Source organism: Burkholderia sp. BCC1977, from assembly GCF_905339595.1.
GTDB lineage: Bacteria > Pseudomonadota > Gammaproteobacteria > Burkholderiales > Burkholderiaceae > Burkholderia.
This window is the reverse complement of record NZ_CAJPGQ010000008.1, coordinates 19443-42592: the sequence shown is the minus strand read 5'-3', so window position 1 is coordinate 42592 and position 23150 is coordinate 19443. Positions and strand designations below refer to the sequence as shown.

At 68.1% G+C, this 23150-nt stretch carries 23 protein-coding genes; 11 read left to right on the top strand and 12 right to left on the bottom strand.

Annotated elements, in window-relative coordinates; all coding sequences use genetic code 11:
- Positions 1 to 10: 10 nt before the first annotated feature.
- Entirely contained in the window at positions 11 to 1117 is a 1107-nt protein-coding gene (locus U5771_RS09320; RefSeq protein ID WP_322023681.1) for an alkene reductase, read from the top strand.
- 77 nt (positions 1118 to 1194) lie between these two features.
- Here U5771_RS09320 and U5771_RS09315 read toward each other — a convergent pair whose 3' ends face one another.
- The 6 genes from U5771_RS09315 to U5771_RS09290 are packed head-to-tail and all read right to left on the bottom strand — an operon-like array spanning position 1195 to position 8244.
- On the bottom strand, positions 1195 to 1635 hold the full coding sequence (locus tag U5771_RS09315) for a dihydroneopterin aldolase (protein WP_006749884.1): 441 nt from the start codon (positions 1633 to 1635) through the stop codon (positions 1195 to 1197).
- Complete coding sequence (locus U5771_RS09310; RefSeq protein ID WP_322023680.1) at positions 1632 to 2261, bottom strand: sarcosine oxidase subunit gamma; 630 nt, start codon at positions 2259 to 2261, stop codon at positions 1632 to 1634. The genes U5771_RS09315 and U5771_RS09310 overlap by 4 nt, the downstream gene beginning before the upstream one ends.
- A complete protein-coding gene (locus tag U5771_RS09305) occupies positions 2251 to 5262 on the bottom strand; it encodes a sarcosine oxidase subunit alpha family protein (RefSeq protein ID WP_322023679.1) in 3012 nt (1003 codons plus the stop codon). Before U5771_RS09305 ends, U5771_RS09310 begins: the two co-directional genes overlap by 11 nt.
- The gene (locus U5771_RS09300) at positions 5259 to 5573 is read right to left on the bottom strand and encodes a sarcosine oxidase subunit delta (RefSeq protein ID WP_322023678.1); all 315 of its coding nucleotides are present in this window, start codon (positions 5571 to 5573) and stop codon (positions 5259 to 5261) included. Before U5771_RS09300 ends, U5771_RS09305 begins: the two co-directional genes overlap by 4 nt.
- A 25-nt stretch (positions 5574 to 5598) precedes the next feature.
- On the bottom strand, positions 5599 to 6843 hold the full coding sequence (locus tag U5771_RS09295) for a sarcosine oxidase subunit beta family protein (protein ID WP_006480591.1): 1245 nt from the start codon (positions 6841 to 6843) through the stop codon (positions 5599 to 5601).
- A gap of 15 nt (positions 6844 to 6858) precedes the next feature.
- The gene (locus U5771_RS09290; protein WP_322023677.1) at positions 6859 to 8244 is read right to left on the bottom strand and encodes an L-serine ammonia-lyase; all 1386 of its coding nucleotides are present in this window, start codon (positions 8242 to 8244) and stop codon (positions 6859 to 6861) included.
- 261 nt (positions 8245 to 8505) lie between these two features.
- Between U5771_RS09290 and U5771_RS09285 the strand changes: the two genes are divergently transcribed.
- The 8 genes from U5771_RS09285 to denD all read left to right on the top strand — a co-directional run bounded on the left by U5771_RS09285 (position 8506) and on the right by denD (position 16743).
- On the top strand, positions 8506 to 9579 hold the full coding sequence (locus tag U5771_RS09285; RefSeq protein WP_322023676.1) for a GlxA family transcriptional regulator: 1074 nt from the start codon (positions 8506 to 8508) through the stop codon (positions 9577 to 9579).
- Between the two features lie 228 nt (positions 9580 to 9807).
- Positions 9808 to 10512, top strand: a complete 705-nt coding sequence (locus U5771_RS09280; RefSeq protein WP_059452152.1) for a FadR/GntR family transcriptional regulator — start codon at positions 9808 to 9810, stop codon at positions 10510 to 10512.
- Positions 10513 to 10594: 82 nt separating this feature from the next.
- Positions 10595 to 11485: an L-threonate dehydrogenase gene (gene ltnD / locus U5771_RS09275; protein WP_322023675.1), complete on the top strand. Its 891-nt coding sequence runs from the start codon at positions 10595 to 10597 to the stop codon at positions 11483 to 11485.
- 19 nt (positions 11486 to 11504) lie between these two features.
- Entirely contained in the window at positions 11505 to 12791 is a 1287-nt protein-coding gene (gene otnK / locus U5771_RS09270; RefSeq protein WP_322023674.1) for a 3-oxo-tetronate kinase, read from the top strand.
- Entirely contained in the window at positions 12788 to 13429 is a 642-nt protein-coding gene (locus U5771_RS09265; protein WP_415859395.1) for an aldolase, read from the top strand. The genes otnK and U5771_RS09265 overlap by 4 nt, the downstream gene beginning before the upstream one ends.
- Before the next feature lie 136 nt (positions 13430 to 13565).
- Positions 13566 to 14891 carry an MFS transporter gene (locus U5771_RS09260; protein WP_322023672.1) on the top strand — a complete coding sequence of 442 codons (1326 nt, stop codon included), beginning with the start codon at positions 13566 to 13568 and terminating at the stop codon, positions 14889 to 14891.
- 75 nt (positions 14892 to 14966) lie between these two features.
- Positions 14967 to 15743, top strand: coding sequence for a 2-oxo-tetronate isomerase (gene otnI, locus U5771_RS09255; protein ID WP_322023671.1), 777 nt, complete (start codon positions 14967 to 14969; stop codon positions 15741 to 15743).
- 28 nt (positions 15744 to 15771) lie between these two features.
- The gene (denD, locus tag U5771_RS09250; protein ID WP_322023670.1) at positions 15772 to 16743 is read left to right on the top strand and encodes a D-erythronate dehydrogenase; all 972 of its coding nucleotides are present in this window, start codon (positions 15772 to 15774) and stop codon (positions 16741 to 16743) included.
- Between the two features lie 89 nt (positions 16744 to 16832).
- Here denD and U5771_RS09245 read toward each other — a convergent pair whose 3' ends face one another.
- The 3 genes from U5771_RS09245 to U5771_RS09235 all read right to left on the bottom strand — a co-directional run bounded on the left by U5771_RS09245 (position 16833) and on the right by U5771_RS09235 (position 19621).
- Positions 16833 to 17921 (bottom strand): lysylphosphatidylglycerol synthase domain-containing protein, encoded by a 1089-nt coding sequence (locus U5771_RS09245; protein WP_322023669.1) that lies wholly within the window; start codon positions 17919 to 17921, stop codon positions 16833 to 16835.
- On the bottom strand, positions 17918 to 19087 hold the full coding sequence (gene hpnI / locus U5771_RS09240) for a bacteriohopanetetrol glucosamine biosynthesis glycosyltransferase HpnI (RefSeq protein WP_322023668.1): 1170 nt from the start codon (positions 19085 to 19087) through the stop codon (positions 17918 to 17920). The genes U5771_RS09245 and hpnI overlap by 4 nt, the downstream gene beginning before the upstream one ends.
- A gap of 135 nt (positions 19088 to 19222) precedes the next feature.
- Positions 19223 to 19621: a hypothetical protein gene (locus U5771_RS09235; RefSeq protein WP_322023667.1), complete on the bottom strand. Its 399-nt coding sequence runs from the start codon at positions 19619 to 19621 to the stop codon at positions 19223 to 19225.
- A gap of 108 nt (positions 19622 to 19729) precedes the next feature.
- Here U5771_RS09235 and U5771_RS09230 point away from each other — a divergent pair, with 108 nt between their 5' ends.
- Positions 19730 to 20257 carry a cytochrome b gene (locus U5771_RS09230; protein WP_322023666.1) on the top strand — a complete coding sequence of 176 codons (528 nt, stop codon included), beginning with the start codon at positions 19730 to 19732 and terminating at the stop codon, positions 20255 to 20257.
- Between the two features lie 267 nt (positions 20258 to 20524).
- Here U5771_RS09230 and U5771_RS09225 read toward each other — a convergent pair whose 3' ends face one another.
- Positions 20525 to 20803, bottom strand: a complete 279-nt coding sequence (locus tag U5771_RS09225; RefSeq protein WP_322023807.1) for a DUF4148 domain-containing protein — start codon at positions 20801 to 20803, stop codon at positions 20525 to 20527.
- Between the two features lie 71 nt (positions 20804 to 20874).
- Positions 20875 to 21225, bottom strand: a complete 351-nt coding sequence (locus U5771_RS09220) for a DUF4148 domain-containing protein (protein WP_322023665.1) — start codon at positions 21223 to 21225, stop codon at positions 20875 to 20877.
- 205 nt (positions 21226 to 21430) lie between these two features.
- Between U5771_RS09220 and U5771_RS09215 the strand changes: the two genes are divergently transcribed.
- Positions 21431 to 22120, top strand: a complete 690-nt coding sequence (locus U5771_RS09215; protein WP_322023664.1) for an aspartyl/asparaginyl beta-hydroxylase domain-containing protein — start codon at positions 21431 to 21433, stop codon at positions 22118 to 22120.
- Positions 22121 to 22148: 28 nt separating this feature from the next.
- Here the strand turns inward: U5771_RS09215 and U5771_RS09210 are convergent, their stop codons facing one another.
- Positions 22149 to 23090, bottom strand: coding sequence for a LysR substrate-binding domain-containing protein (locus U5771_RS09210; protein ID WP_322023663.1), 942 nt, complete (start codon positions 23088 to 23090; stop codon positions 22149 to 22151).
- Positions 23091 to 23150: the final 60 nt, after the last annotated feature.

Below are 23150 nucleotides of genomic sequence, written 5' to 3'. Positions count from 1 at the left end.
GGAAAACGCGATGAAACAACTGTTCACTCCGGCCCGTGCCGACCAGGACGCGCCGCAACTGTTCGCCCCGGTCCGCGTCGGCCGCTACACGCTCGACAACCGCCTCGTGATGGCGCCGATGACGCGCAGCCGCGCCGCGTCCGACGGCACGCCCGGCGCGCGGGCCGCCGAGTACTACGCACAGCGCGCGGGCCTGGGGCTGATCGTCACCGAAGGCACGCAGCCGTCGGACGACGGCCAGGGCTACCTGACGACGCCGGGCATTTATACCGACGCGCACGTCGCCGGCTGGCAGGCGATCAGCGACGACGTGCATGCGCGCGGCGGCCGCCTGTTCATCCAGCTGATGCACGTGGGCCGCATGTCGCATCCCGACAATACGCCGCATCACCGGCAAGGCGTCGCGCCGTCGGCGATCGCGCCGGGCGTGCCGATGTTCACCGCGACGGGCATGCAGGAGATTCCGGTGCCGCGTGCACTGACGACGGCCGAGGTGCGCGACACCGTGAACGACTTCCGCGTCGCCGCGCGACGCGCGATCGAGGCCGGCGCCGACGGCGTCGAGATTCACGGCGCGAACGGGTATCTGGTCCAGCAGTTCTTCGCACCGAACGCCAACACGCGCACCGACGAATACGGCGGGTCGATCGAGAATCGCGCCCGCTTCGCGATCGAAGTCGCGGCGGCGATCGCCGACGAGATCGGCGCGGACCGCACGGCGATCCGCCTGTCGCCCGGCACCACGCTGTGGGGGATCGACGAAGGTCCGGACAGCGCCGAACTGTACCGCTACCTGGCGACGCAGCTCGATGCGCTCGGCCTCGCGTACCTGCACGTGATGCACCAGGGCGACGAGGCGCTGCTCGCCGACCTGCGTGCGCGCTGGCGCGGCACGCTGATCCTGAACCGCCCGGGGCGCACGCGCGACGCGATCGGTACCGACGTGGCATCGGGTCTCGCCGATCTCGAAGCGTACGGCCAGATGGTGCTCGCCAATCCGGACTTCGTGACGCGCGTGAAGACGGGCGCGCCGATGAACGACGCGCAGCGCGAGACGTTCTTCGGCGGCGATGCGCGCGGATATGTCGATTATCCGGCGCTGAGCGGCGCGGCATAAGCGCTGCAAGGAGAAACGGCGCGTCGTGACCTCGTCACGACGCGCCGTCCTGGAAACGATTCGGGCCGCTCAATCCATCACAGCTGCCCCGCCGCCCCCGTCCACCGCAGGTAATCCCCGCGCGTCCAGTCGAGCGACACGCCGACACGCTTCGTCCCCGGCCGGATCTTCGGCTTGTACATCGACAGCGTCAGCGACTCCAGCGCGGGCCATTCACGGAACGACAGCACCGCGAGATCGGCGACGAGCGTCTCCAGCAGCCGCGTATGCGGCTTGTGCGACAGGAACGACGCGACGCGTGCGCAGTAGCCGTCGTAATCGATCCACTCGCCCTGCTCGCTCGGCTCGCAGCGATACCCGAGCCGCGCATCGATCACGATCGGCTGCGGCGCCTCGTGCTCGTGCGCATGGATGCCGATCCGTGCGGGCACCTTCAGTTCGTCGACGAACACGCTCCAGCCGCGCCCGCGCAGGCGCGGCGCATCGATCGCCACGAACGGTTCGTCGAACGGCTTCATGATGCGAGCGGCGCCGCGGCGTCGAGCATGATGCGCACGAAATAGTCGGCGAAGCTGCGACGCAGGACGATCTCGAACGTATCGTCGCCGGTCGGGATCAGCGTGATCGGCGACTTGAAGTAGTGCGACTGCGCGCACTGGCCCGGCTTGAGCACGCGCGGATGCAGATCGAGCGGGCAGCCGCGCGCGATCACGTCACGCACGCGTTCGCCGCTGACCTCGACGACCGTGTAGCCGCTGCCGACGTCGACGGCCGCCGCATACGAACCCTGCACGGCCTCCGCGAGCTGCGCCTCGAGCACGCCCGCCTGCACGGGCCCGTTCGAGCGCACGAGCCACTCGTCGGGACCGAGCCACAGCACGTCGTACTCGGCGCCGCGCGCCACCGTGTTCGGCGCCGACGGCGGCCGGCAGCCGACCACGCGCTCGAACGCGCTGACGAATGCCGGGTCGCTCAGCTCGCCGCGCACGTTCACGAGATCGAGGAACGGCCGCTCGCGCAGCGTGAACTTCTTCGATGCGCGCGCCTGGTGCGGCTTCAGCACATCGGCCGCGCCGACGAACGGCGATTCAAGCGTCACGCCCGCGCCCGCCACCGGCGTCTGGTTTCTCGTTTCATTCCACATGCTGGCGCACCCCTTCGGTATCGTAGAAAACCGGGCTCGAGATCTTAGCGATGACACGCTTGCCGTTGGCCAGCGGAATCACGACGCTCTCGCCCATCTTGTTCAGGCCGCCCTTCACCACCGCCAGCGCAATCGAGCGCTTCAGGATCGGGCTGTAATAACTCGACGTCACGTGGCCGATCATCGGCGTCGGATCGACCGCCGACACCTGCGTGTCCTTCGCGATGATCTGCGCGCCTTCCGGCAGCACGAACTGTTCGTCCTCGGTCAGCAGGCCGACGAACTGCTTGCGGCCTTCCTTCGACGTGTCCGAACGCGACAGCGAACGCTTGCCGAGGAAGTCCTTCGACTTCGCGACGACACCGCCCATCCCGAGGTCGAACGGCGTGATCGAACCATCCGTATCCTGACCGACGATGATGTAGCCCTTCTCGGCACGCAGCACGTGCATCGTTTCCGTGCCGTACGGCGTGATGTCGAACTCGGCACCGGCCGCCATCAGCGCTTCCCACACCGCGCGGCCCGCGTTGGCCGGCACGTTCACTTCATAGGCGAGTTCGCCGGAGAAGCTGATCCGCATCACGCGCGCCTTCGCACCCGCGACCGTACCGTTCCGGTAGCTCATGAACGGGAATGCTTCGTTACCGAAGTCGATGTCCTGGCACACCTTCTGCACGACCTTGCGGCTCTTCGGGCCGACCACCGCGAACGTCGCCCAGTGATCGGTGACGGACGCGAGCCGCACCTTCATGTCGGGCCATTCGGTCTGCAGCCAGCGCTCGAGCCAGGTGAGCACGCGCGCCGCGCCGCCGGTGGTGGTCGTCATCATGAAATGCTGATCGGCGAGGCGCACCGTCACGCCGTCGTCGAACACCATGCCGTTTTCGTCGAGCATCAGCCCGTAGCGGCACTTGCCGATCTCGAGCTTGTTCCACGGGTTCGTGTACATCCAGTTCAGCAGCTTCACCGCGTCCGGACCCTGGATGTCGATCTTGCCGAGCGTCGACGCGTCGAGAATGCCGACGCTGTTGCGCACCGCGAGGCATTCGCGCTTCACGGCCGCATGCAGGTCCTCGCCGTTCTTCGGGAAGTACCACGGCCGCTTCCAGTTGCCGACGTCCTCGAACATCGCACCGTGCTCGACGTGCCATTCGTGCACGGCCGTCTTGCGGATCGGGTCGAGGAAGTCGCCCGTCTCGCGGCCCGCGAACGTGCCGAACGACACGGGCGTGTAGTTCGGGCGGAACGTCGTCGTGCCCGTTTCCGGAATCGTCTTGCCGAGCGCCTGCGCGAGGATCGCCATCCCGTTGATGTTGCCGAGCTTGCCCTGGTCGGTGCCGAAGCCCATCGCGGTGTAGCGCTTCACGTGCTCGACCGACTCGAAGCCTTCGCGCGCCGCCAGCAGGATGTCGGCGGCCGCCACGTCGTTCTGGAAGTCGACGAACTGCTTCGGCCCGCGTGCGGCGGCCTCGCGGCTGCCGACGAGCCACAACGGCTGCAGCGCGCCTTCGACGGTTTCCGCGACCTGCGGCGCGACGGGGCGCTGCGCGGCCGTGAAGCCCGCGGCCTTCGCCGCTTCGGCGCCCGCGTCGACCGCGAGCCGCAGCGCACGGGCGAGACCGAACTCGCCCGCGGCCGCACCGATGCTCGTCTCGGCCTGCACGGGCTTGCCCGGCAGGAAGCACGCCTTCTCGTCGTTCCAGCACGCCTTGCCGCCCGACTGCGCGAACAGGTGCAGCACCGGGCTGAAGCCGCCCGACATCGCGACGAGGTCGCACGGCAGCGACTGCATCTTGCCGCCGGTCTGGCCGTTCGAGTAGGACGCGACGTCGACCGACGATACGCGCCACTTGCCCGAAGCGGCCGTCACGACCGCACCGCTCATCACCGTCACACCCTGCCGCTTCGCGGCCGCCGGCAGCGCGCCGTTCGACGACGCGCGCGAATCGACGACGGTCACCTTCGCGCCGCACGCCTTCAGGTCGAGCGCGGTCTGGTACGCACGGTCGTTGTTCGTGAACACGACCACGTTGCGGCCCGGCAGCACGCCATAGCGATGCACGTAGGTGGACACCGCGCCGGCGAGCATCACGCCCGGCAGGTCGTTGTTGCCGAACACGATCGGACGCTCGTGCGCGCCGGTCGCGAGGATCACGCGCTTCGCGCGGACCTTCCACAGCAGCTCGCGCGTGCCCTTGCGCATCGACACCGGCTGGTGATCGGTCAGGCGCTGCGTGACCGTCACGAGGTTGTGGTCCTGATAGCCGAACGCGGTGCTGCGCGACAGGATCGTCACGTCGGGCAGCTTGCGCAGCTCGGCCTCGATCTTCTCGACCCACTGCAGCGCGGGCTTCGCGTCGATTTCCGCGCGGCACGACAGCAGGCTGCCGCCGAGCTCGCGCTGGTCGTCGACGAGGATCACGCGTGCGCCGGCGGTCGCTGCCGCATGCGCGGCGGCGAGGCCCGACGGGCCACCGCCGACCACGAGCACGTCGCAGTGCGCGTAGCATTTGTCGTAGCGATCGGCGTCGAGCACTTCCGGCGCCTTGCCGAGGCCGGCGGCCTCGCGAATCTTCTCTTCATACTTCGGCCACATGTTGCGCGGCCACATGAAGGTCTTGTAGTAGAACCCGGCCGGCATGAAGCGCGAGAACTTCTGGTTGATCGCGTACTTGTCGTTCTCGAGCGACGGCTCGGCGTTCACGCTCGTCGCGACGAGGCCCTGGTACAGCTCGATCTCGGTCGCGCGCGCGTTCGGCACCGTGTACGGGCCGGTCTCGAGCTGCACGACGGCATTCGGTTCCGCGACGTCCGCCGTCACGATCCCGCGCGGACGGTGGTACTTGAAGCTGCGCGCGACGAAGTGCACGCCGTTCGCGAGCAGCGCGGACGCGAGCGTGTCGCCCTGGAAGCCCTGATACGTGCGGCCGTTGAACGTGAACGTCAGCGGAATCGCGCGATTGATGCGGCCACCGGTGCCGAGGCGGTCTTTCTGGCTCATTTGCTCGTGCCCTCTTCGTGTGCGTTGCCGGCGGCCGCGCCATTGATGGCAGCCCCGCCGAACTTTTCGTAGCCCTTGATATCGTAGGTCACCGTGTCGCGCGTGACCTTGAACCAGCGGCGGCAACCCTGCGTGTGCAGCCACTGCTCGCGGTGGATACCGCGCTTGTTCTCGCGCATGAACACGTATTCGCCCCATTCGCGGTCGGTCATGTTCTCGTTCGCCACCGGGCGCACGATGTCGGCTTCACCGCCGCACGTGAACTCGGATTCGGCGCGCGGCCCGCACCACGGACATTCGATCAGCAACATGTTTCTTTCTCCTTCAGTGCGGGGGTTAGTGCGCGACCGCGGCAGCGCCGTGTTCGTCGATCAGGTGACCGGTGTAGAAACGGTCGAGTGCAAACGGTGCGTTCAGCGGATGCGGTTCGTCGCGGGCGATCGTGTGCGCGAACACCCAGCCCGAGCCCGGCGTCGCCTTGAAGCCGCCGGTACCCCAGCCGCAGTTGAAGTACAGGCCCTTCACGTCGGTCTTGGTGATGATCGGGCACGCGTCCGGCGACACGTCGACGATGCCGCCCCACTGGCGGTTCATCCGCACGCGCGAGAACACCGGGAACATCTCGACGATCGCCTGCAGCGTGCTTTCGATGATGTGGAAGCTGCCGCGCTGGCCGAAGCCCGTGTACTGGTCGATACCCGCGCCGATCACGAGGTCGCCCTTGTCGGACTGGCTGATGTACGCGTGCACCGCGTTCGACATGATCACCGAGTTGACGACCGGCTTGATCGGCTCGGACACCAGCGCCTGCAGCGGGTGGCTTTCGATCGGCAGGCGCACGCCGGCCATGTCGGCGAGCGTCGTCGTGTTGCCGGCGGCCACCACCGCGACCTTCTTCGCCTTGATGAAGCCCTTCACCGTATCGACGCCGACCACCGCGCCGCCTTCGCGGCGAATGCCCGTGACCTGGCAGTTCTGGATGATGTCGACACCGGCGCGGTCGGCGCCGCGCGCGAAGCCCCAGGCCACCGCGTCGTGACGCGCGACGCCCGCACGGCGCTGGATCGATGCGCCGAGCACCGGGTAGCGGCTGTTCAGGTTGATCGTCGGCTCGATTTCCTTGATCTGCGCGGGCGTCAGGAATTCGGCGTCGACGCCGTTCAGGCGGTTCGCGTTCACGCGACGCTCGGTGTCACGCACGTCCTGCAGCGTGTGCGCGAGGTTCATCACGCCACGCTGGCTGAACATCACGTTGTAGTTCAGGTCCTGCGACAGCCCTTCCCACAGCTTCATCGCCTTCTCGTACAGCGCGGCCGATTCGTCCCACAGATAGTTCGAGCGCACGATCGTCGTGTTGCGCGCGGTGTTGCCGCCGCCGATCCAGCCCTTCTCGAGGATCGCGACGTTCGTGATCCCGTGCTCCTTCGCGAGGTAGTAGGCGGTCGCGAGGCCGTGGCCGCCGCCGCCGACGATCACGACGTCGTATTCCTTCTTCGGTTCCGGGCTCTTCCACTGCTTTTCCCAGTTCTCGTGATACGAGAGGCCGTTGCGGAACAGGCTGAATATCGAGTAGCGGCTCATGTTAGTGATCCTTCGTTAGCATTCGATGACGTTCACGGCAAGACCGCCGCGCGACGTTTCCTTGTATTTCGTCTTCATGTCGGCCCCCGTCTCGCGCATCGTCTTGATCACCGAATCAAGCGATACGTAGTGCTGGCCGTTACCCTTGAGCGCCATCCGCGACGCGTTCAGCGCCTTGATCGCGCCCATCGCGTTGCGTTCGATGCACGGAATCTGCACGAGCCCGCCGACCGGGTCGCAGGTCATGCCGAGGTTGTGCTCCATGCCGATCTCGGCCGCGTTCTCGACCTGGTCGGGCGTGCCGCCCATCACCGCGGCCAGTGCGGCCGCGGCCATCGAGCATGCGACGCCCACTTCGCCCTGGCAGCCGACTTCCGCGCCCGAAATCGACGCGGTTTCCTTGTAGATGATCCCGATCGCCGCGGCGGTCAGCAGGAATTCGACGATGCCGGCTTCGTTCGAGCCCGGCACGAACTTCACGTAGTAGTGCAGCACCGCGGGAATCACGCCGGCCGCGCCGTTGGTGGGTGCGGTGACGACCCGGCCGCCCGCCGCGTTCTCCTCGTTGACGGCCATCGCATACAGGTTGACCCAGTCGAGCATCGACAGCGGATCGCGCAGCGACTCCTCCGAACGCGCCCGCAGGCGCCCGTTCAGTTCGGCCGCGCGGCGCTTCACGCGCATCGGGCCCGGCAGCTCGCCCTCCACCTTGCAGCCGCGCTCGACGCATGCGGCCATCGTGCGCCAGATCGCGAGCAGCCCGGCGCGCACCTCGTCTTCCGGACGCAGCGCGCCTTCGTTGCGCAGCATCAGTTCGGCGATCGACAGCCCGTGTTCGCGGCACTGGCGCATCAGGTCGTCGCCGGTGCGGAACGGATACGGCACCTCGGCCGCCGCGCGCACGCCGTTCACGCGATCGCCGTCGCGGTTCACGACGAAGCCGCCGCCGACCGAGTAATACTCTTTCTCGACGAGCAGCTGGCCGTGTTCGTCGAACGCCTGGAAGCGCATCCCGTTCGGGTGCACGATGCCGGTACCGCTCATCAGCTTGCGATAGAAGCCGATGTTCTCCTTCTCGTCGAAGCGGATCGTCTGCTTGCCGAGCAGCGACAGCGACTTCTCCGCGCGGATCCCGGCGAGCCGCGGCTCGATCAGGTCCGGATCGATCGTGTCCGGCAGATGGCCCTCGAGACCGAGCAGCACCGCCTTGTCCGTGCCGTGGCCCTTGCCCGTTGCACCGAGCGAGCCGTATAGTTCGACCCGCACGCGGCGCACGAAGCCGAGCAGGTTCGCGTCCTCGATGTGCGACGCGAAGCGGCACGCGGCGATCATCGGGCCGACCGTATGCGAACTGGACGGGCCGATGCCGATCTTGAACAGGTCGAACGCGCTGACGTTCATCTGGCTTCCTCTGGGTGGGCGTACGTGAAATGTCGTTGGCATCAGTACATCAAAGCGTAAAATTGGCCGATAGAACAAAAACGGCATCGGCGTGGGATACCGCCGCCAAGCCCCGCGCAGGACGGTCGGAAAGTGCGTTTTGACGATGGTTGGCGACGAAAAACCACAAGTCGGCCGGCGTCCGCGCCCGCCGGCGGCCGTGCCCGCGAACCGAGTGAAACGAGTGAGACCCGCCTTCCCGGCGTGACGAGATTGACCGCGATGACACCCGACGTACCTGCTTCCCCCCTCGCCGAACCGGCGCCGCAGCGCATCCGCTTCGGCATCGTGCTGCTGCCGAACTTCACGCTCACGGCCTTCTCGGGTTTCGTCGACATGCTGCGGCTGTCGGCCGACGACGGCGACTACAGCAAGCCGGTGCGCTGCGCGTGGAGCGTGATCGGCGAGACGCTCGCGCCGGTGCGCGCGAGCTGCGGGATCCAGATCACGCCGTGGGAAACCTTCGAGAGCGCCGAGCCGTTCGACTACGTGGTCGTGGTCGGCGGGCTGCTGCATTCGGGGCCGCAAGCCGGCCCCGAAACGCTCGAGTTCGTCCGCCGCGCGGCGGCGGGCGGCGCGACGGTCGTCGGGATCTGCACGGGCGTGTTCACGCTGATGCGCGCGAACGTGCTCGACGGCTACCGCACCTGCGTGAGCTGGTTCCACTACTGGGATTTCATCGAACGCTTCCCGAACGCCGATCCCGACATGCTGATCGCCGATCGCCTGTTCGTGATCGACCGGCGCCGGATCACCTGCTCGGGCGGCCGCGCGTCGATCGACGTCGCCGCCGCGATCCTGCTGCGCCATTTCGACCATGCGACCGTGCAGAAGGCCTTGCGCATCCTGCTCGTCGGCGAGATGCAGAAAGGCAATGCGCCGCAGCCGCATCCGCCGGGCCTCGAGCCGGCCACGCACCCGAAGGTCAAGCGCGCGATTCTCCTGATGGAACAGCATGTCGGGCGCGCGCTGCCGCTCGAGGAACTCGCGTGCAAGCTCGACATGTCGACGCGCCAGCTCGAACGGCTGTTCAAGGCCGAGACGGGCAAGAGCCCGCAGGCGTTCGCGAAGCAGGTGCGGCTGCGCACGGCCGCCTGGCTGCTGACCAGTTCCGACCGCACCGTCGCCGATATCGCATCGAGCTGCGGGTTCGCCGACGCGTCGCACCTCGGGCGTGAATTCCGCAAGCAGTTCGGCGTGCCGCCGGCGACCTATCGCGAGCGCGGCGGGGACACCGCGGAAGCCGGCGTGCCGGTGGCGGCCGACTCCGATCCCGTCGAAGACATCGCCGACTGATATTGACGATCGCGCGCGCCGCCGGCGCGCGCCGCCCTTCGTCCTCCGCCCTCCCTTCGCCCTCCTGCCGCGCGTCGAACCCGGCACGATCGCGTCATTTTCACGCCAATTGGAACCGGTTCCAATCAAATTGACCGACGTTGACGCCCATTGATCGAGGGTTATCCCGGATGCTGACGCACGCTCAAATTTGTATGATGACCACATCACCTTACAAACCTGAGCGTCATGTTCGAGAAAATTCCCGCCCGTGCGATGAGCGACCACGTCGCGCAGCAACTGCTGAAGCAGATCGAAGTCGGCAGTTTCTCGGCCACCGGCAAGCTGCCGACGGAAGCCGTGCTTGCGCAGGAATTCGGCGTGAGCCGCACCGTGATCCGCGAGGCGATCTCGCGGCTGAAGAACGAAGGCGTGGTCGAGCCGCGCCAGGGCAGCGGCGTGTACGTGAACCAGCACGGCGCGATCCGGCCGCTGCGGATCGACTACGCGGAAGCCGTCGAGGCGAGCTCGCTGCCGCATTTGCTCGCGGTGCGCCGCGCGATCGAGGCTGAAGTCGCGGCCGAGGCCGCGCTGCACCACACGGCCGACGACATGGCCGACATCGACGACGCGCTGCGCAAGATCGACGACGCGGTGGCCGAAGGGCGCGACGGCGTCGCGGAAGACGTCGCGTTCCACCGCACGATCGCGGCCGTCACCGGCAACCCGTATTTCCTGAAAACGCTGCAGTTCCTGAACCAGTACCTCGAGGCCGGCGTGAAGGTCACGCGGCGCAACGAAGCGACGCGCGAGGATTTCTCGCGGCAGGTGCGCGAGGAACACGCGGCAATCGCCGACGCGATCCGCGCACGCGACCCGATGGCGGCGCGCAACGCGGCGCGCACGCACATGTACAACGCCGCCCGCCGCCTCGCGGAAGCCGGCATCTGCTGATGCCCGATTGCTGAATGCGGCGGCCGGGCCGAACCCGCGCCGTCGTTGTCCCGAACCTCTCCCGAATCGATCAAGGTTGACCATGTCACGAAATGTTGGAGTCATCGGCCTCGGCGCGATGGGCCTCGGCGTCGCCCGCTCGCTGCTGCGCGCGGGGTTCCGCGTGCACGCATGCGACGTGCGCGACACCGTGCTGCAGGCATTCGCGGCCGAAGGCGGCGTCGCCTGCGCAACGCCGGCCGAACTCGGCGCGCAGTGCGACGTCGTCGTCACGCTCGTCGTCAATGCCGTGCAGACTGAAACGGTGCTGTTCGGCGAGCACGGCGCGGTCGCGGCGATGAAGCCGGGCGGCGTCGTGATCGCGAGCGCGACCGTCGCGCCCGACTTCGCGGTCGCGCTCGGCGCGCGCATCGAGGCCGCGGGCCTGCAGATGCTCGATGCACCGGTGTCCGGCGGTGCCGCGCGCGCGGCCTCCGGCGAGATGACGATGATGACGTCGGGCCCCGCCGCCGCGTATGCGGGCTGCGACGACGTGCTCGCCGCGATCGCCGGCAAGGTCTATCGCCTCGGCGACGCGCACGGCATCGGCTCGAAGGTGAAGATCATCAACCAGCTGCTGGCCGGCGTGCATATCGCGGCGGCCGCCGAGGCGATGGCGCTCGGCCTGCGCGAAGGCGTCGATGCCGACGCGCTGTACGACGTGATCACGCACAGCGCCGGCAATTCGTGGATGTTCGAGAACCGCGTGCCGCACATCCTGAACGGCGACTACACGCCGCTGTCGGCCGTCGACATCTTCGTGAAGGATCTCGGCCTCGTGCTCGATACCGCGCGCCGCAGCAAGTTCCCGCTGCCGCTGTCGGCCACCGCGCACCAGATGTTCATGAGCGCATCGAGCGCCGGCCACGGCGGCGAGGACGATTCCGCCGTGATCAAGACTTTCCCCGGCATCACGCTGCCGCCCGCCCGCTGATTCGAACGACGTTCCCGCCATGACCGCTTCCGCTTCCCGTCCCCTGCTCGGCTGCATCGCCGACGATTTCACCGGCGCGACCGATCTCGCGAACATGCTCGTCAAGAGCGGCATGCGTACCGTGCAGACGATCGGCGTGCCTGCCAGCGACGCCGCAACCGACGCCGACGCGATCGTCGTCGCGCTGAAGTCGCGCACGATTCCGGCCGCCGACGCCGTCGCGCAATCGCTCGCCGCCTTTGAATGGCTGCGCGCGCAGGGTTGCCGCCAGTTCTTCTTCAAGTACTGCTCGACGTTCGACTCGACCGACGCGGGCAACATCGGGCCCGTCGCCGACGCGCTGCTCGATGCGGCCGGCGGTGGCTTCACGATCGCATGCCCGGCGTTCCCGGAGAACGGCCGCACGATCTTCCGCGGCCACCTGTTCGTCGGCGACGTGCTGCTGAACGAATCGGGGATGGAGCACCACCCGCTCACGCCGATGAAGGACGCGAACCTGGTGCGCGTGCTGCAGCGGCAGACGAAGTCGCAAGTCGGCCTGATCCGCTACGACACGATCGCGCTGGGCGCGGCCGCCGTGCGCGCGCGGATCGAGCAGCTGCACGCGGAAGGCGCGCGCTTCGCGATTGCCGACGCGCTGTCGGATCGCGACCTCTACGTGCTCGGCGAAGCGTGCGCGGGCCTGCCGCTCGTCACCGGCGGCTCGGGCGTCGCGCTCGGCCTGCCCGCGAACTTCCGCCGCACGGAGCAACTGCCCGAGCGCGACAACGCGGCGTCGCTGCCGCGCATCGACGGGGCGTCGGCGGTGCTCGCCGGCAGCGCGTCGAAGGCAACCAACGCACAGGTCGCCGCGTGGTGCGAAAGCCGGCCGAGCTTCCGGATCGATCCGCTCGCGGCCTCGCGCGGCGAACCCGTCGTCGATGCGGCGCTCGCGTTCGCACGCACGCACCTGCCGCAACCCGTGCTGATCTATGCCACCGCGACGCCCGACGAAGTAAAGGCCGTCCAGCAGGCGCTCGGCGTCGAAGCAGCCGGCCACCTCGTCGAAAGCACGCTCGCGGCGATCGCTCGCGGCCTGCGCGAGCTCGGCGTGCGCAAGTTCGTCGTCGCCGGCGGCGAGACGTCCGGCGCAGTCGTGCAGGCGCTCGACGTGAAGTCGCTGCAGATCGGCGCGCAGATCGATCCGGGCGTGCCGGCAACGGCCACCATCGACGCGCAGCCGCTCGGCCTCGCGCTGAAATCCGGCAACTTCGGCACGGTGGACTTTTTCGACAAGGCGCTGCGCGCGCTCGACGGAGCCGCATGATGAGCCACGAAGCAAAACTGCGCGAAGAGATCTGCGTCGTCGGCGCGAGCCTGTATGCGCGCGGCCACGCGGTCGGCAGCGCCGGCAACATCAGCGCGCGTCTGGATGACGGCTGGCTGATCACGCCGACCGACGCGTGCCTCGGCCGCCTCGATCCGAACGACATCGCGAAGGTCGGCCTCGACGGCCAGCCGGTATCGGGCGGCAAGCCGTCGAAGACGCTCGCGCTGCATCGCGGGATCTACGCGCGCAACGCGCAAGCGCACGGCATCGTCCATACCCATTCGACGCACCTCGTCGCACTGACGCTCGCCGGAGTGTGGCGCGACACCGACGTGCTGCCGCCGATCACGCCGTACTACGTGATGAAGGTCGGCCACGTTCCGCTGATCCGCTATCGCCGCCCCGGCGACCCGGCCGTCGCGGCCGAAGTCGCGGCGCTCGCCGACCAGGTGCGCGGCGTGCTGCTCGACCGCCTCGGCCCGGTGATGTGGGGGCCGTCGGTGTCGCACGCGTCGTTTGCGCTCGAGGAACTCGAGGAAACCGCGCGGCTGTGGCTGATGACGGATCCGAAGCCCGAGCCGCTGTCCGACGCGGCGCTCGACGAACTGCGCCAGGCCTTCGGCGCGCGCTGGTAACGCAACGCGTCGCGCGCGGATCGCGCAGGACTCCACACCGATTTCCATGCCCGCCGTGTGCGCGGGCCCTTCCGTCAGCACACACACGATCCGGCGACGTACGCGCCGCCGGCACACAATATTCCTGGAGACGACGATGACTGCTCTCGACGCGGCTGCAAGCCGCTCGCCCGCCGCGCCCGCCCAATCGGGCGAGCTCGACCGCACCTACAAGAAAGTGTTCTGGCGCATCGTGCCGTTCCTGATGCTCTGCTACGTGGTCGCGTATCTCGACCGCGTGAACGTGGGCTTCGCGAAGCTGCAGATGTCGCAGGATCTCGCGTTCAGCGAAACCGTGTTCGGCCTCGGCGCCGGCATCTTCTTCCTCGGCTACTTCCTGTTCGAGCTGCCGAGCAACATGCTGATGCACCGCATCGGCGCGCGCATCTGGATCGCGCGGATCATGATCACGTGGGGCCTGCTGTCGGCGGTGTTCGCGTTCGTGAAGACGCCGACGCAGTTCTACGTGCTGCGCTTCCTGCTCGGTCTCGCGGAAGCCGGCTTCTATCCCGGCGTGATCCTGTACCTCACTTACTGGTTCCCGTCGCATCGCCGCGCGAAGATCATCGCGGTGTTCATGTCGGCGATTCCCGTGTCGGGCATCTTCGGCAACCCGCTGTCGGGCTGGATCATGGAGCGCTTCCACGGCGGCTCGGGCTTTCACGGCTGGCAATGGATGTTCGTGATCGAAGCCGTGCCGGCCCTGCTCGTCGGCATCGCGACGATCCTGTATCTCGACAACGGCATCCGCAGCGCGAAATGGCTCGACGCGCGCGAGAAGCAGCTGCTCGAGGACGAAATCGCCGCGCAGCCGCAGGAGCAGCAGAAGCACGGCCATTCGCTGAAGGCTGTGTTCTCCGACCCGCGCATGTGGTGGATGTCGCTGATCTACTTCGCGTTCGTCACCGGCCAGTACGGCCTCACGTTCTGGATGCCGACCCTCGTCAAGTCGACCGGCATCACCGATACGCTCCAGATCGGCCTGCTGTCGGCGATCCCGTTCGTCGTCGCGATCGTCGTGATGAACCTGTTCGGCCACAGCGCGGACAAGCGCCGCGAACGCCGCTGGCACCTGATCGTGCCGGCGCTGATGGGCGCGGCCGGGTTTGCGGTCGCCGCGTCGTACTCGCACAATACGGCGGTGTCGATCGTGTTCCTGTCGCTCGCGGCGGGCGGCGTGCTGACCTGCGCACCGCTGTTCTGGTCGCTGCCGACCGCGTTCCTCGCCGGCTCCGCCGCGGCCGCCGGGATCGCGATCATCAACTCGGTCGGCAACCTCGCCGGGTTCGCCAGCCCGTACGTGATCGGCTACCTTAAAGACGTCACGCACAGCACGTCGTCCGGCATGTACGTGCTCGCGGCGATGCTCGTGATCGGCGCGATCGCCGTGTGGCTCACGCCCGCGAAACTCGTGAACCGCTGATCCGCTGCTCGCCGATCCGTCATTCGACGCGGGGCGCGGTGCGCCCCGCCCCATTCATTCACAGGAGCCGCTGCCATGCCCCGCTTCGCCGCCAACCTCTCGATGATGTACACCGAGCACGCGTTCCTCGAACGCTTCGCCGCTGCCTCGTACGACGGCTTCAAGGCCGTCGAGTACCTGTTCCCGTACGACTTCGCCGCCGAGGACATCCGCGCGCGCCTCGACGCGCACAACCTGGAGCAGGCGCTGTTCAACGCGCCGCCCGGCGACTGGGCCGCCGGCGAGCGCGGGATCGCGTCGCTGCCGGGCCGCGAGGACGAGTTCCGGCGCGGCATCGACCAGGCTCTCGACTATGCGCGCGTGCTCGGCAACAAGAAGCTGCACGTGATGGCCGGGATGGTCGCGCCGGGCGCCGACCGCGCGCGCCATCGCGACACCTACGTGGCGAACCTGCGGCATGCGACGCAGGCGGCCGCCGCGCACGGCATCACGGTCCTGATCGAGCCGATCAACCAGCGCGACATGCCCGGCTATTTCCTGAGCCGCCAGGACGATGCGCACGACATCCGCGCGGAAGTCGGCGCGCCGAACCTGAAGGTGCAGTTCGACTGCTATCACTGCCAGATCGTCGAGGGCGACCTCGCGATGAAGCTCAAGCGCGATTTCGCGGGCATCGGCCACATCCAGATCGCCGGCGTGCCCGAGCGTCACGAGCCGGACATCGGCGAACTCAACTACCCGTATCTGTTCGACCTGATCGACGCGCTCGGCTACGACGGCTGGATCGGCTGCGAGTATCGCCCGAAGGCCGGCACGTCCGAGGGCCTCGGCTGGCTCAAGCCGTATCTGTAATTCCAGTATTCCTCAGAGGGTGAAAAACATGAAAGTACTGATCACCGGCGGCGCCGGCTTTCTCGGCCAGCGTCTCGCGCGCAAGCTGCTCGAGCGCGGCGAACTGACCGGCCCCGACGGCCGGACCGGCAAGATCGACGAGCTGGTGCTGCTCGACGTCGTCAAGGGCAGCGATTTCGGCGACGCGCGCGTGACATCGATCGTCGGCGACATCGCCGATCGCACGGTGCTCGAAAGCGCGATCGACACGCAAACGGGCGCGATCTTCCACCTCGCGGCGATCGTCAGCGGGCAGGCCGAAGCCGATTTCGATCTCGGCATGCGGATCAACCTCGACGCGTCGCGCACGCTGCTCGAAGTGTGCCGCGCTCGCGGCCATCGTCCGCGCGTCGTGTTCACGAGCTCGGTGGCCGTCTACGGCGGCGTGCTGCCCGACGTCGTGCAGGACGACACCGCACTGAATCCGCAATCGTCGTACGGCGCGGAGAAGGCGATCGCCGAGCTGCTGCTGTGCGACTACGCGCGCCGCGGCTTCGTCGACGGCCGCGTGCTGCGGCTGCCGACCATCAGCGTGCGGCCGGGCCGCCCGAACGCGGCCGCGTCGTCGTTCGCGAGCGGCATCATCCGCGAGCCGCTGAACGGCGAGGAAAGCGTGTGCCCGGTGCCGGGATCGACGCGGCTGTGGCTGCTGTCGCCGCGCGGCGCGATCGACGCGCTCGTCGCGGGCTGCGAGCTCGACGGCGAGACGCTCGGCAACAAGCGCGTGATCAACCTGCCGGGCCTGTCGGTGTCGGTCGACGAGATGATCGCCGCACTGCGCGAAGTCGCGGGCGACGACGTCGTGAAGCTGATCCGCCATGCGCCGGACGAACGCGTCGAGAAGATCGTCGGCAGCTGGCCGGGCCGCTGGGACACGACGCGCGCGGAGGCGCTCGGGCTGAAGGGCGACACGTCGTTCGCGGACGTGATCCGCAGCCATATCGCCGACGCACGGCGTTGATGGCCGCGCCGACGCACGGGCAAGCGGGCGCGTCTTCATCGCCGCGGCCTGCCCGGCAGGCCCGGCATGCTGGTTAAGGTCGGGCCACCTCAGCGCGGCCCGGCGGACTCCCCGACGCGCATCGCTGCGCGCTTCGTCCCGCGCGGCGGGCGCGCCGCGCCGGCCGCGTGCTGCCATGCCAGCAAACCCGGCAGATAGAACAGCAGATCGCGCACGCGCCGCGCACCGGCGAGCGCCAGACAGGTCGGCGCGTCGAACCCGAGCAGCCCGCCGATCAGCACGAACCCGCCCTCCTGCACGCCCAGCCCGCCCGGCATCAGGAACGCGATGCTGCTCAGCAGCTGGATCAGCGCTTCGATCGCGAGCGCCTGCGCGAACGTCGGATCGGCGCCGAGGAAATGCAGCGCGAGCCAGATTTCCAGCGCATAGCCGGCAAACTGCAGCGTCTGCCAGATCGCCAGATAGCGGACGACGATACCCGTCTTTCTCCAGATCATCCGGATCGATTGATCGGTGCGCGCCGATTCGCCCACCAGCGCGACCACCTTCCCGCTCGTGACGCGGTTGAGCGCACGCATCGTGCGCTCGAACGGCCGCGCATGCTGCACCAGCGCGAACAGCAGCAGCACCGGCACCAGCGCCGCCATGCCGATGGCGAGTTGCGCGGCCACGCGGGCGGCATCGGACGACACGCGCTCGAGCACGTAGCCGATCGCGACCAGCGCGAACACCAGCTGGCTGATCAGCGTCAGCTGCATGTCGGCGACGAGGCTCGCCACGGCGGTGGCCGGCCGCACGCCCGCCTGCCGCAGCAGGCCGAACGACACGATCTCGCCGCCGATCCGCGCGACCGGCAACAGGCCGTTGATCGATTCGCGGATCCAGACGAGCCTCAGCATCGTCGCAAACGACGGCCGGCGCCGGCCCCGGATCAGCATCCGCCAGTCCCACGCGTTGGCCAGCATCGGCAGCACATGGGCCAGCGCGGCGACCAGCAGCCCGACACCGGCGGCCTGCAGCCGGTGCAGGATCTCCAGCGGATGCTCGCGCCAGATCAGCCACACCGCGATCGCCAGCCCGGCGAGCGCAGCGAGGCGTCCCGCATGCCGGAGCCGCGCGTCGCGGCGCTCGGCGAGCCGGCCCGCGCCTTCGTCGTCGGAATCCGTGTCGTGCGTCATGGTTTCCCCGCCGGCGACAGCAAGCCCTCGCGGTCGACGCGAAAGCGCGTGCCGCGCCAGATGACATGCGACGAGAAGAAGCTCGACACGAAGATCACGAACTGCAGCAGATCGACGAACGGCAACCAGAGCGCGCCGCGCAGGCTCGCGCCGATCGCGCGCGCGGTTTTCACCATCAGCAGCGCCCGCGCGGCCAGCGCGGCCACCGTCAGCCCGCAGGCAACGACGGTGCCGCCGGACAGCAGCATCGCCAGCAGCGCGAGCGGCAGCGGATGCATCAGCACCGAACCGGCATGACCGATCCGGTCCGCCGCGCGGATGGTGCAACTCCAGCGCAGTTCGTGCGCGTACAGCGTCTCGAACGTGTCGTCGACGCACGCATGCCCGACGACGAACGGCGGAATCACGACCCGCGACCCGATCTGCCGCACCGCTTCGCCAAGCGCGTGATCCTCGGCGAGGTGATGCGCGAAACGCGCCAGGCCGCCGATGCGTTCGAGCGTCGCGCGCGTGATCGCGATCGTCTGGCCGAAGCACGGACGCGCACGACCGATGAAGAGCCCGGTAATCACGCCCGGCAAGAAATGGTAGTTCGTCATCGCGACCGCGACACCGGGCCAGAAACCCGGCGACGCGACGCCGCGATACACGCTCGTCACGATGCCGACCTCCGGCTCCTGCAGCGCGCCCACGACGGCGCGCAGATAGCCGCGGTCGACCACCACGTCGCTGTCGGCCAGGCAGAGCACCGAATGCTCCGCGTGTTCGAGCATGTTCACGAGATTGGCGATCTTGCGGTTGGGCCCGTACAGCCGCGCATCGGCGACGACCGTGATGTTGGCCGCCGGATAGCGCGCCCGCAGCGTCTCGACGGCTTCGAGCGCGGCGTCGTCCGCGTCATGCACGCCGAACAGGTGCTGAACCGGCCCCGGATAATCCTGGACGAAGAAGCTTTCGAGATGCTGTCCGAGCTGCCATTCGTCGCCGTGCAACGGCTTCGCGACGGTGACACCCGGAAAATCGCGCGGCTTCGTCGCCGTGCGGGAAAAGAACCGGCCGACCAGCATGCTGGCCGTGATCGTGTAGGCAATGCCCAGCAACACGCCCAGCCCGCAGACGAGCGACATTGCCTGGGCCAGCGCGTGCACCAGATGCAGCAAAACCATGCTTCTCCCCTGTGGTTTCCCGTACGACCGCGATGCCGGGGACCGGCCCCGCGCGCACGGGTTCACCCACGCACGCGGCCGGACCGAGTTCCGTTGCGCCGGATGTGAAGGATGACCCACAGACGGTACGCGCAATCAGATGACACGACTACCATGCGGCGATCGATTCCGGTCATGCGCACCTGGCCGCGGACGCGCGCGGCCGCGAATGCCGCGCCGGCAGGCAACCTTACGGGCCGACAGGATCGCCGTCGCGATCGCGACGACGGCCCGCGCGCGAAACGTCATCGGGGTGAAAAATGCGTCGGGTAGGCGCAGGGCCGGCAGCGAAACCGGCACGAAGCACGGGATAAGCATGCCGGCCCGCGCGGCGATCGCTTCCATCGCTTCCATCGCGGCATCGGAACGCGGTCGCCTTGCAGCGGGCTCGGGCCGTCGATCGTCCTGCGCATCGCGCAATACTGCCGCGGCCGCGGCCTCGACATCGTGATCGCGCTGCCGTCGGCCGAATCCGTTCGGGTCGATCGCACGCATGCGATGCCGGACGAACCCGACGCGCGGCCGCACGCTTAACCTTTCGTTAAGAATTCGGCCGTAGAATCCGCCGGAAGATACGGTCCCCCCAGCTTGCCAGGAGCTTTCATGTCTACGCCCGCCCGATACGACGCCGTCGCACGCCTTCTCCACTGGCTGATCGTGGCGCTTGTCGTCGCGCAGTATGCAATCGGCTGGACGATGCCCGACGTCCATCGCGATTCGCAACCGGTCGGCCTGATCGCCGCGCACCTGATCGTGGGCACCGCGCTGCTTGCAGCGATGGCGTGTCGCGTGCTGTGGCGCGTGACGCATCGTCCGCCCGCCGACGAACTGTCGCCCGCGATGCGCGCCGTGTCCGGCGCAACGCACTTCGGGCTCTATGCACTGCTGATCGCAGTGCCGTTGCTCGGCTGGATCAATGCGTCTTCGCGTGCATGGGCCGTGACGCTGTTGGGCGTCGTCCCGCTGCCTGCGCTGTCGGCGGCCGGATCGGGATTCGGGCACGCGATGGGCGACGTGCACGGCATCCTCGCGTGGGTGCTGTTCGGCGGCATCTGCCTTCACGTCGCGGCCGCGGTCGCGCATCGTTTCGTCCTGCGCGACCGGGTCATGCAACGGATGATGCCCTGGTAATCCCGCCACCCGCGTCCGGGCAAGCCATCGCGGGCAGGCGTCCGGCGATGGCGGATCGCGATCTCGTCCGCATCGCGGCTCACCCGGCGATCAACCTGCCGGCCCAGCGGAATCGGGCAACGAGATGATCGCGGCGCCGCGCGAAGCGGCGCGCGATCCACGGCATGGCCGTCCGTACCGTTCGACCCGGTCGCGTGCCGCGCACGGCATGCGGTTTGCCGTTCCGCGAACACGACGGCCTGAACACACACACGATCATGTCGGCACCTAGTTGTCGGTCTGCGCCGGCATGCCAAGCGCCGGCGCATGCGCGGCGGCCGAAGCCGCCATCCTCGCCCGATCCTGCTCGGCGAGCTTCGCCTGCGCGGCCTGAATGTCCGCCGGATACTCGCCGTCGTCCCCCTTCGACGGATCGTACCCGGCCGCTTCCAGACGAATCAGCTCCTCGCGGACCTGGGCACGCGTGAGCGGCGCATTCGATTGTGCGGATACGGACTGACCGGAGATTGCGCCGATCATCATCAGTAGTGCGATACAAGTTTTCATCATGAACTCCTTCAATGTTGCGTGCCGATCAACCTTCGTGAAGGTCGAATCCGCCGCGGCGGTCCGCTACGTCAGCTTCCGAAATACGGCGAGCAGAAGCTCACGGGGCCCACGCACGCGGCCGGGCGCGGACGGGTCGGCTGCGCCGCCGGCCTGCCCGCATCGGACCTCCCCGCCGGATCGCTGCCGACCGCGGTCTCGGCCTGACGCTGCGGCATCTGTTCGGCCTGCCGCTGGAACAGCGGGCTCACGTCCGGATACGACGTATCGGTCACGAAGCCCAGCCCGTTGTTTTCAGCGTCGATCAGTTGCTGCCTGACCTGCGCGCGCGTCAGTGCCTGCGCCTGTGTCGATGCAGGCGTCGCGACACCCGCGACGGACATCGCCGCCACCGTGGCGGCCACCAGCCAATGCGTGTTCATGTTTCGCTCCTTCAGAAGTCAACGAGACGACGTGCTACATCCCGTATGACGACGCGGCGTGGTCGTTTATTCCCGGCATCCCGAACGGCTCGCAGCGGACGTTCACCGAACTGTCATTCTTTCGTCAGCCGGCGTAACCTGACGTAACGCAGGCCCCACCGCGCGTGGGGCAGACTGTCGACACCTTGTGGATCGGCCCTCGACCATGTCCGTCGCTTACGACTACGCAGCCGGCCTGCTTCGCACGCTGTACGACCGCCATATCGACGGCGATGCCGTGCTCGACACGGCCGCGTTTCCCGACGCCGAGCGGTTCGTGCGTGCGTGGCCCGCGATCCGTGCGGAAGCGCTCGCCGTTGCGCACGACCTGCCGCGCATCCCGCGCTTCCACGAGATCATGCGCGAGCAGCACGACATCTCGGCCAACGATGCGCGCGACTGGCGGATGTTCATCATGCAGGCTTACGGCCAGCCGTTCCCGCGCAACCTGTCGCGCTGCCCGACCGTCGAATCGATCGTCGCGGCGTCGCCGGACGTGCTGTCCGCGTCGCTGTCGTTCCTCGCGCCCGGCAAGCACATCCCGCCGCATCGCGGGCCGTTCCGCGGCATCCTGCGCGGCTATCTGGTGCTGTCGATGCCGACGCGCGCGGACGGCACGCCGGCCGCCGTGCTGAAGGTCGACGGCCGCGAATACCGGCTCGACGAAGGCCGCTTCCTGTTGTGGGACGACACGTTCGTGCACGAGGTGTGGAACGACAGTGACGAAGTGCGGATCGTGCTGCTGCTCGATATCCGCCGGCGCGGCATGCCGCGCTTGCTGACGTGGCTGTCGAATGCGGTGATCGGCATCGTGCGGCTCGGGATCAGAATACGGGGACGGTCGATTCCGGTTTAGCACACCGCCCGGCGCACGCTCGTGGCGGTCAATCCTCGCGCGCGAGACGCGTCAGCACCTCCGCGAGCGCCTGAATCGCGGGTTGCGCGGCGCGCTGCGGCGGGTAGACGAGGTAATAGCCCAGACCGTTGCGCACCACCTGCGGAAACGGCGCGACCAGCGTCCCGGCTTCCAGCCGATCCGCCGCCATGCGCGGATCGCCGATCGCAACGCCGTGCGCCTGCGCCGCGGCCGTCAGCGTCAGTTCGAGCGTATCGAATACGAGCCCCGTGCCCGGGTCGATCTGCGTCGCGCCGACGGCGTCGAGCCAGCATCGCCATTCGTCGCGATTGCGCGCGGGATGCAGCAGCGTCGCATGCGCGAGATCGGCGATCGACTTCAACGACGCGCCTGCCTCGCGCGTACACATCGGCGTGAGGCACTCGTCGAACAGCGGAACCGCCACCATGCCCGCCCAGTTTCCGGTACCGCGCACGACGATGGCATCGACTTCGGCGTCGGTGAAATCCGGTGTGTCGTCCGCCGACGTGTGAATGCGCAATTCGGTCCGCGGCAACGCGTGATTGAGCGCCGACAGCCGCGGCAGCAGCCAGCGAATCGCGAATGTAGACGGCAAGCGCAACGAGAGGGTCGGCGCGGACTGCGCTTGGGTGTGCGCGTGTCGCGCCAGTTGCGCGAGTACGTCGACGGCCACCGTCAGCAACGCGCCGCCCTCCGTGGTCAACGTCAATCCCGACGGATGACGGACGAACAACGCACATCGGTAGTGCGCTTCCAGTTGCTGCACCTGACGGCTCACCGCGCCCTGGGTCCGGCACAGATGCTCGGCTGCCCGGTTGAAGCTGCCGAGTTCGGCGGCGGCGACAAACGCCTGGAACGCCGTCAGCGGCGGCAGCGCACGGGTCAGGTCCGCCAGCGGATATGCGCGGGCGGCATACCCGGGTTGCGGATTATTCGATTGTTCGGTCATCGCTGCATCGCTATCGTGGTTGAACCGGCCCGCGACGGCGGTCGCGGATGGCTCGTCAAC

Coding starts and splice junctions, on each gene's coding strand:
- U5771_RS09320 (WP_322023681.1), top strand. CDS start 11: ATGAAACAACTGTTCACTCCGGCCCGTGCCGACCAGGACGCGCCGCAA.
- U5771_RS09315 (WP_006749884.1), bottom strand. CDS start 1,635: ATGAAGCCGTTCGACGAACCGTTCGTGGCGATCGATGCGCCGCGCCTG.
- U5771_RS09310 (WP_322023680.1), bottom strand. CDS start 2,261: ATGTGGAATGAAACGAGAAACCAGACGCCGGTGGCGGGCGCGGGCGTG.
- U5771_RS09305 (WP_322023679.1), bottom strand. CDS start 5,262: ATGAGCCAGAAAGACCGCCTCGGCACCGGTGGCCGCATCAATCGCGCG.
- U5771_RS09300 (WP_322023678.1), bottom strand. CDS start 5,573: ATGTTGCTGATCGAATGTCCGTGGTGCGGGCCGCGCGCCGAATCCGAG.
- U5771_RS09295 (WP_006480591.1), bottom strand. CDS start 6,843: ATGAGCCGCTACTCGATATTCAGCCTGTTCCGCAACGGCCTCTCGTAT.
- U5771_RS09290 (WP_322023677.1), bottom strand. CDS start 8,244: ATGAACGTCAGCGCGTTCGACCTGTTCAAGATCGGCATCGGCCCGTCC.
- U5771_RS09285 (WP_322023676.1), top strand. CDS start 8,506: ATGACACCCGACGTACCTGCTTCCCCCCTCGCCGAACCGGCGCCGCAG.
- U5771_RS09280 (WP_059452152.1), top strand. CDS start 9,808: ATGTTCGAGAAAATTCCCGCCCGTGCGATGAGCGACCACGTCGCGCAG.
- ltnD (WP_322023675.1), top strand. CDS start 10,595: ATGTCACGAAATGTTGGAGTCATCGGCCTCGGCGCGATGGGCCTCGGC.
- otnK (WP_322023674.1), top strand. CDS start 11,505: ATGACCGCTTCCGCTTCCCGTCCCCTGCTCGGCTGCATCGCCGACGAT.
- U5771_RS09265 (WP_415859395.1), top strand. CDS start 12,788: ATGATGAGCCACGAAGCAAAACTGCGCGAAGAGATCTGCGTCGTCGGC.
- U5771_RS09260 (WP_322023672.1), top strand. CDS start 13,566: ATGACTGCTCTCGACGCGGCTGCAAGCCGCTCGCCCGCCGCGCCCGCC.
- otnI (WP_322023671.1), top strand. CDS start 14,967: ATGCCCCGCTTCGCCGCCAACCTCTCGATGATGTACACCGAGCACGCG.
- denD (WP_322023670.1), top strand. CDS start 15,772: ATGAAAGTACTGATCACCGGCGGCGCCGGCTTTCTCGGCCAGCGTCTC.
- U5771_RS09245 (WP_322023669.1), bottom strand. CDS start 17,921: ATGACGCACGACACGGATTCCGACGACGAAGGCGCGGGCCGGCTCGCC.
- hpnI (WP_322023668.1), bottom strand. CDS start 19,087: ATGGTTTTGCTGCATCTGGTGCACGCGCTGGCCCAGGCAATGTCGCTC.
- U5771_RS09235 (WP_322023667.1), bottom strand. CDS start 19,621: ATGCGTGCGATCGACCCGAACGGATTCGGCCGACGGCAGCGCGATCAC.
- U5771_RS09230 (WP_322023666.1), top strand. CDS start 19,730: ATGTCTACGCCCGCCCGATACGACGCCGTCGCACGCCTTCTCCACTGG.
- U5771_RS09225 (WP_322023807.1), bottom strand. CDS start 20,803: ATGAAAACTTGTATCGCACTACTGATGATGATCGGCGCAATCTCCGGT.
- U5771_RS09220 (WP_322023665.1), bottom strand. CDS start 21,225: ATGAACACGCATTGGCTGGTGGCCGCCACGGTGGCGGCGATGTCCGTC.
- U5771_RS09215 (WP_322023664.1), top strand. CDS start 21,431: ATGTCCGTCGCTTACGACTACGCAGCCGGCCTGCTTCGCACGCTGTAC.
- U5771_RS09210 (WP_322023663.1), bottom strand. CDS start 23,090: ATGACCGAACAATCGAATAATCCGCAACCCGGGTATGCCGCCCGCGCA.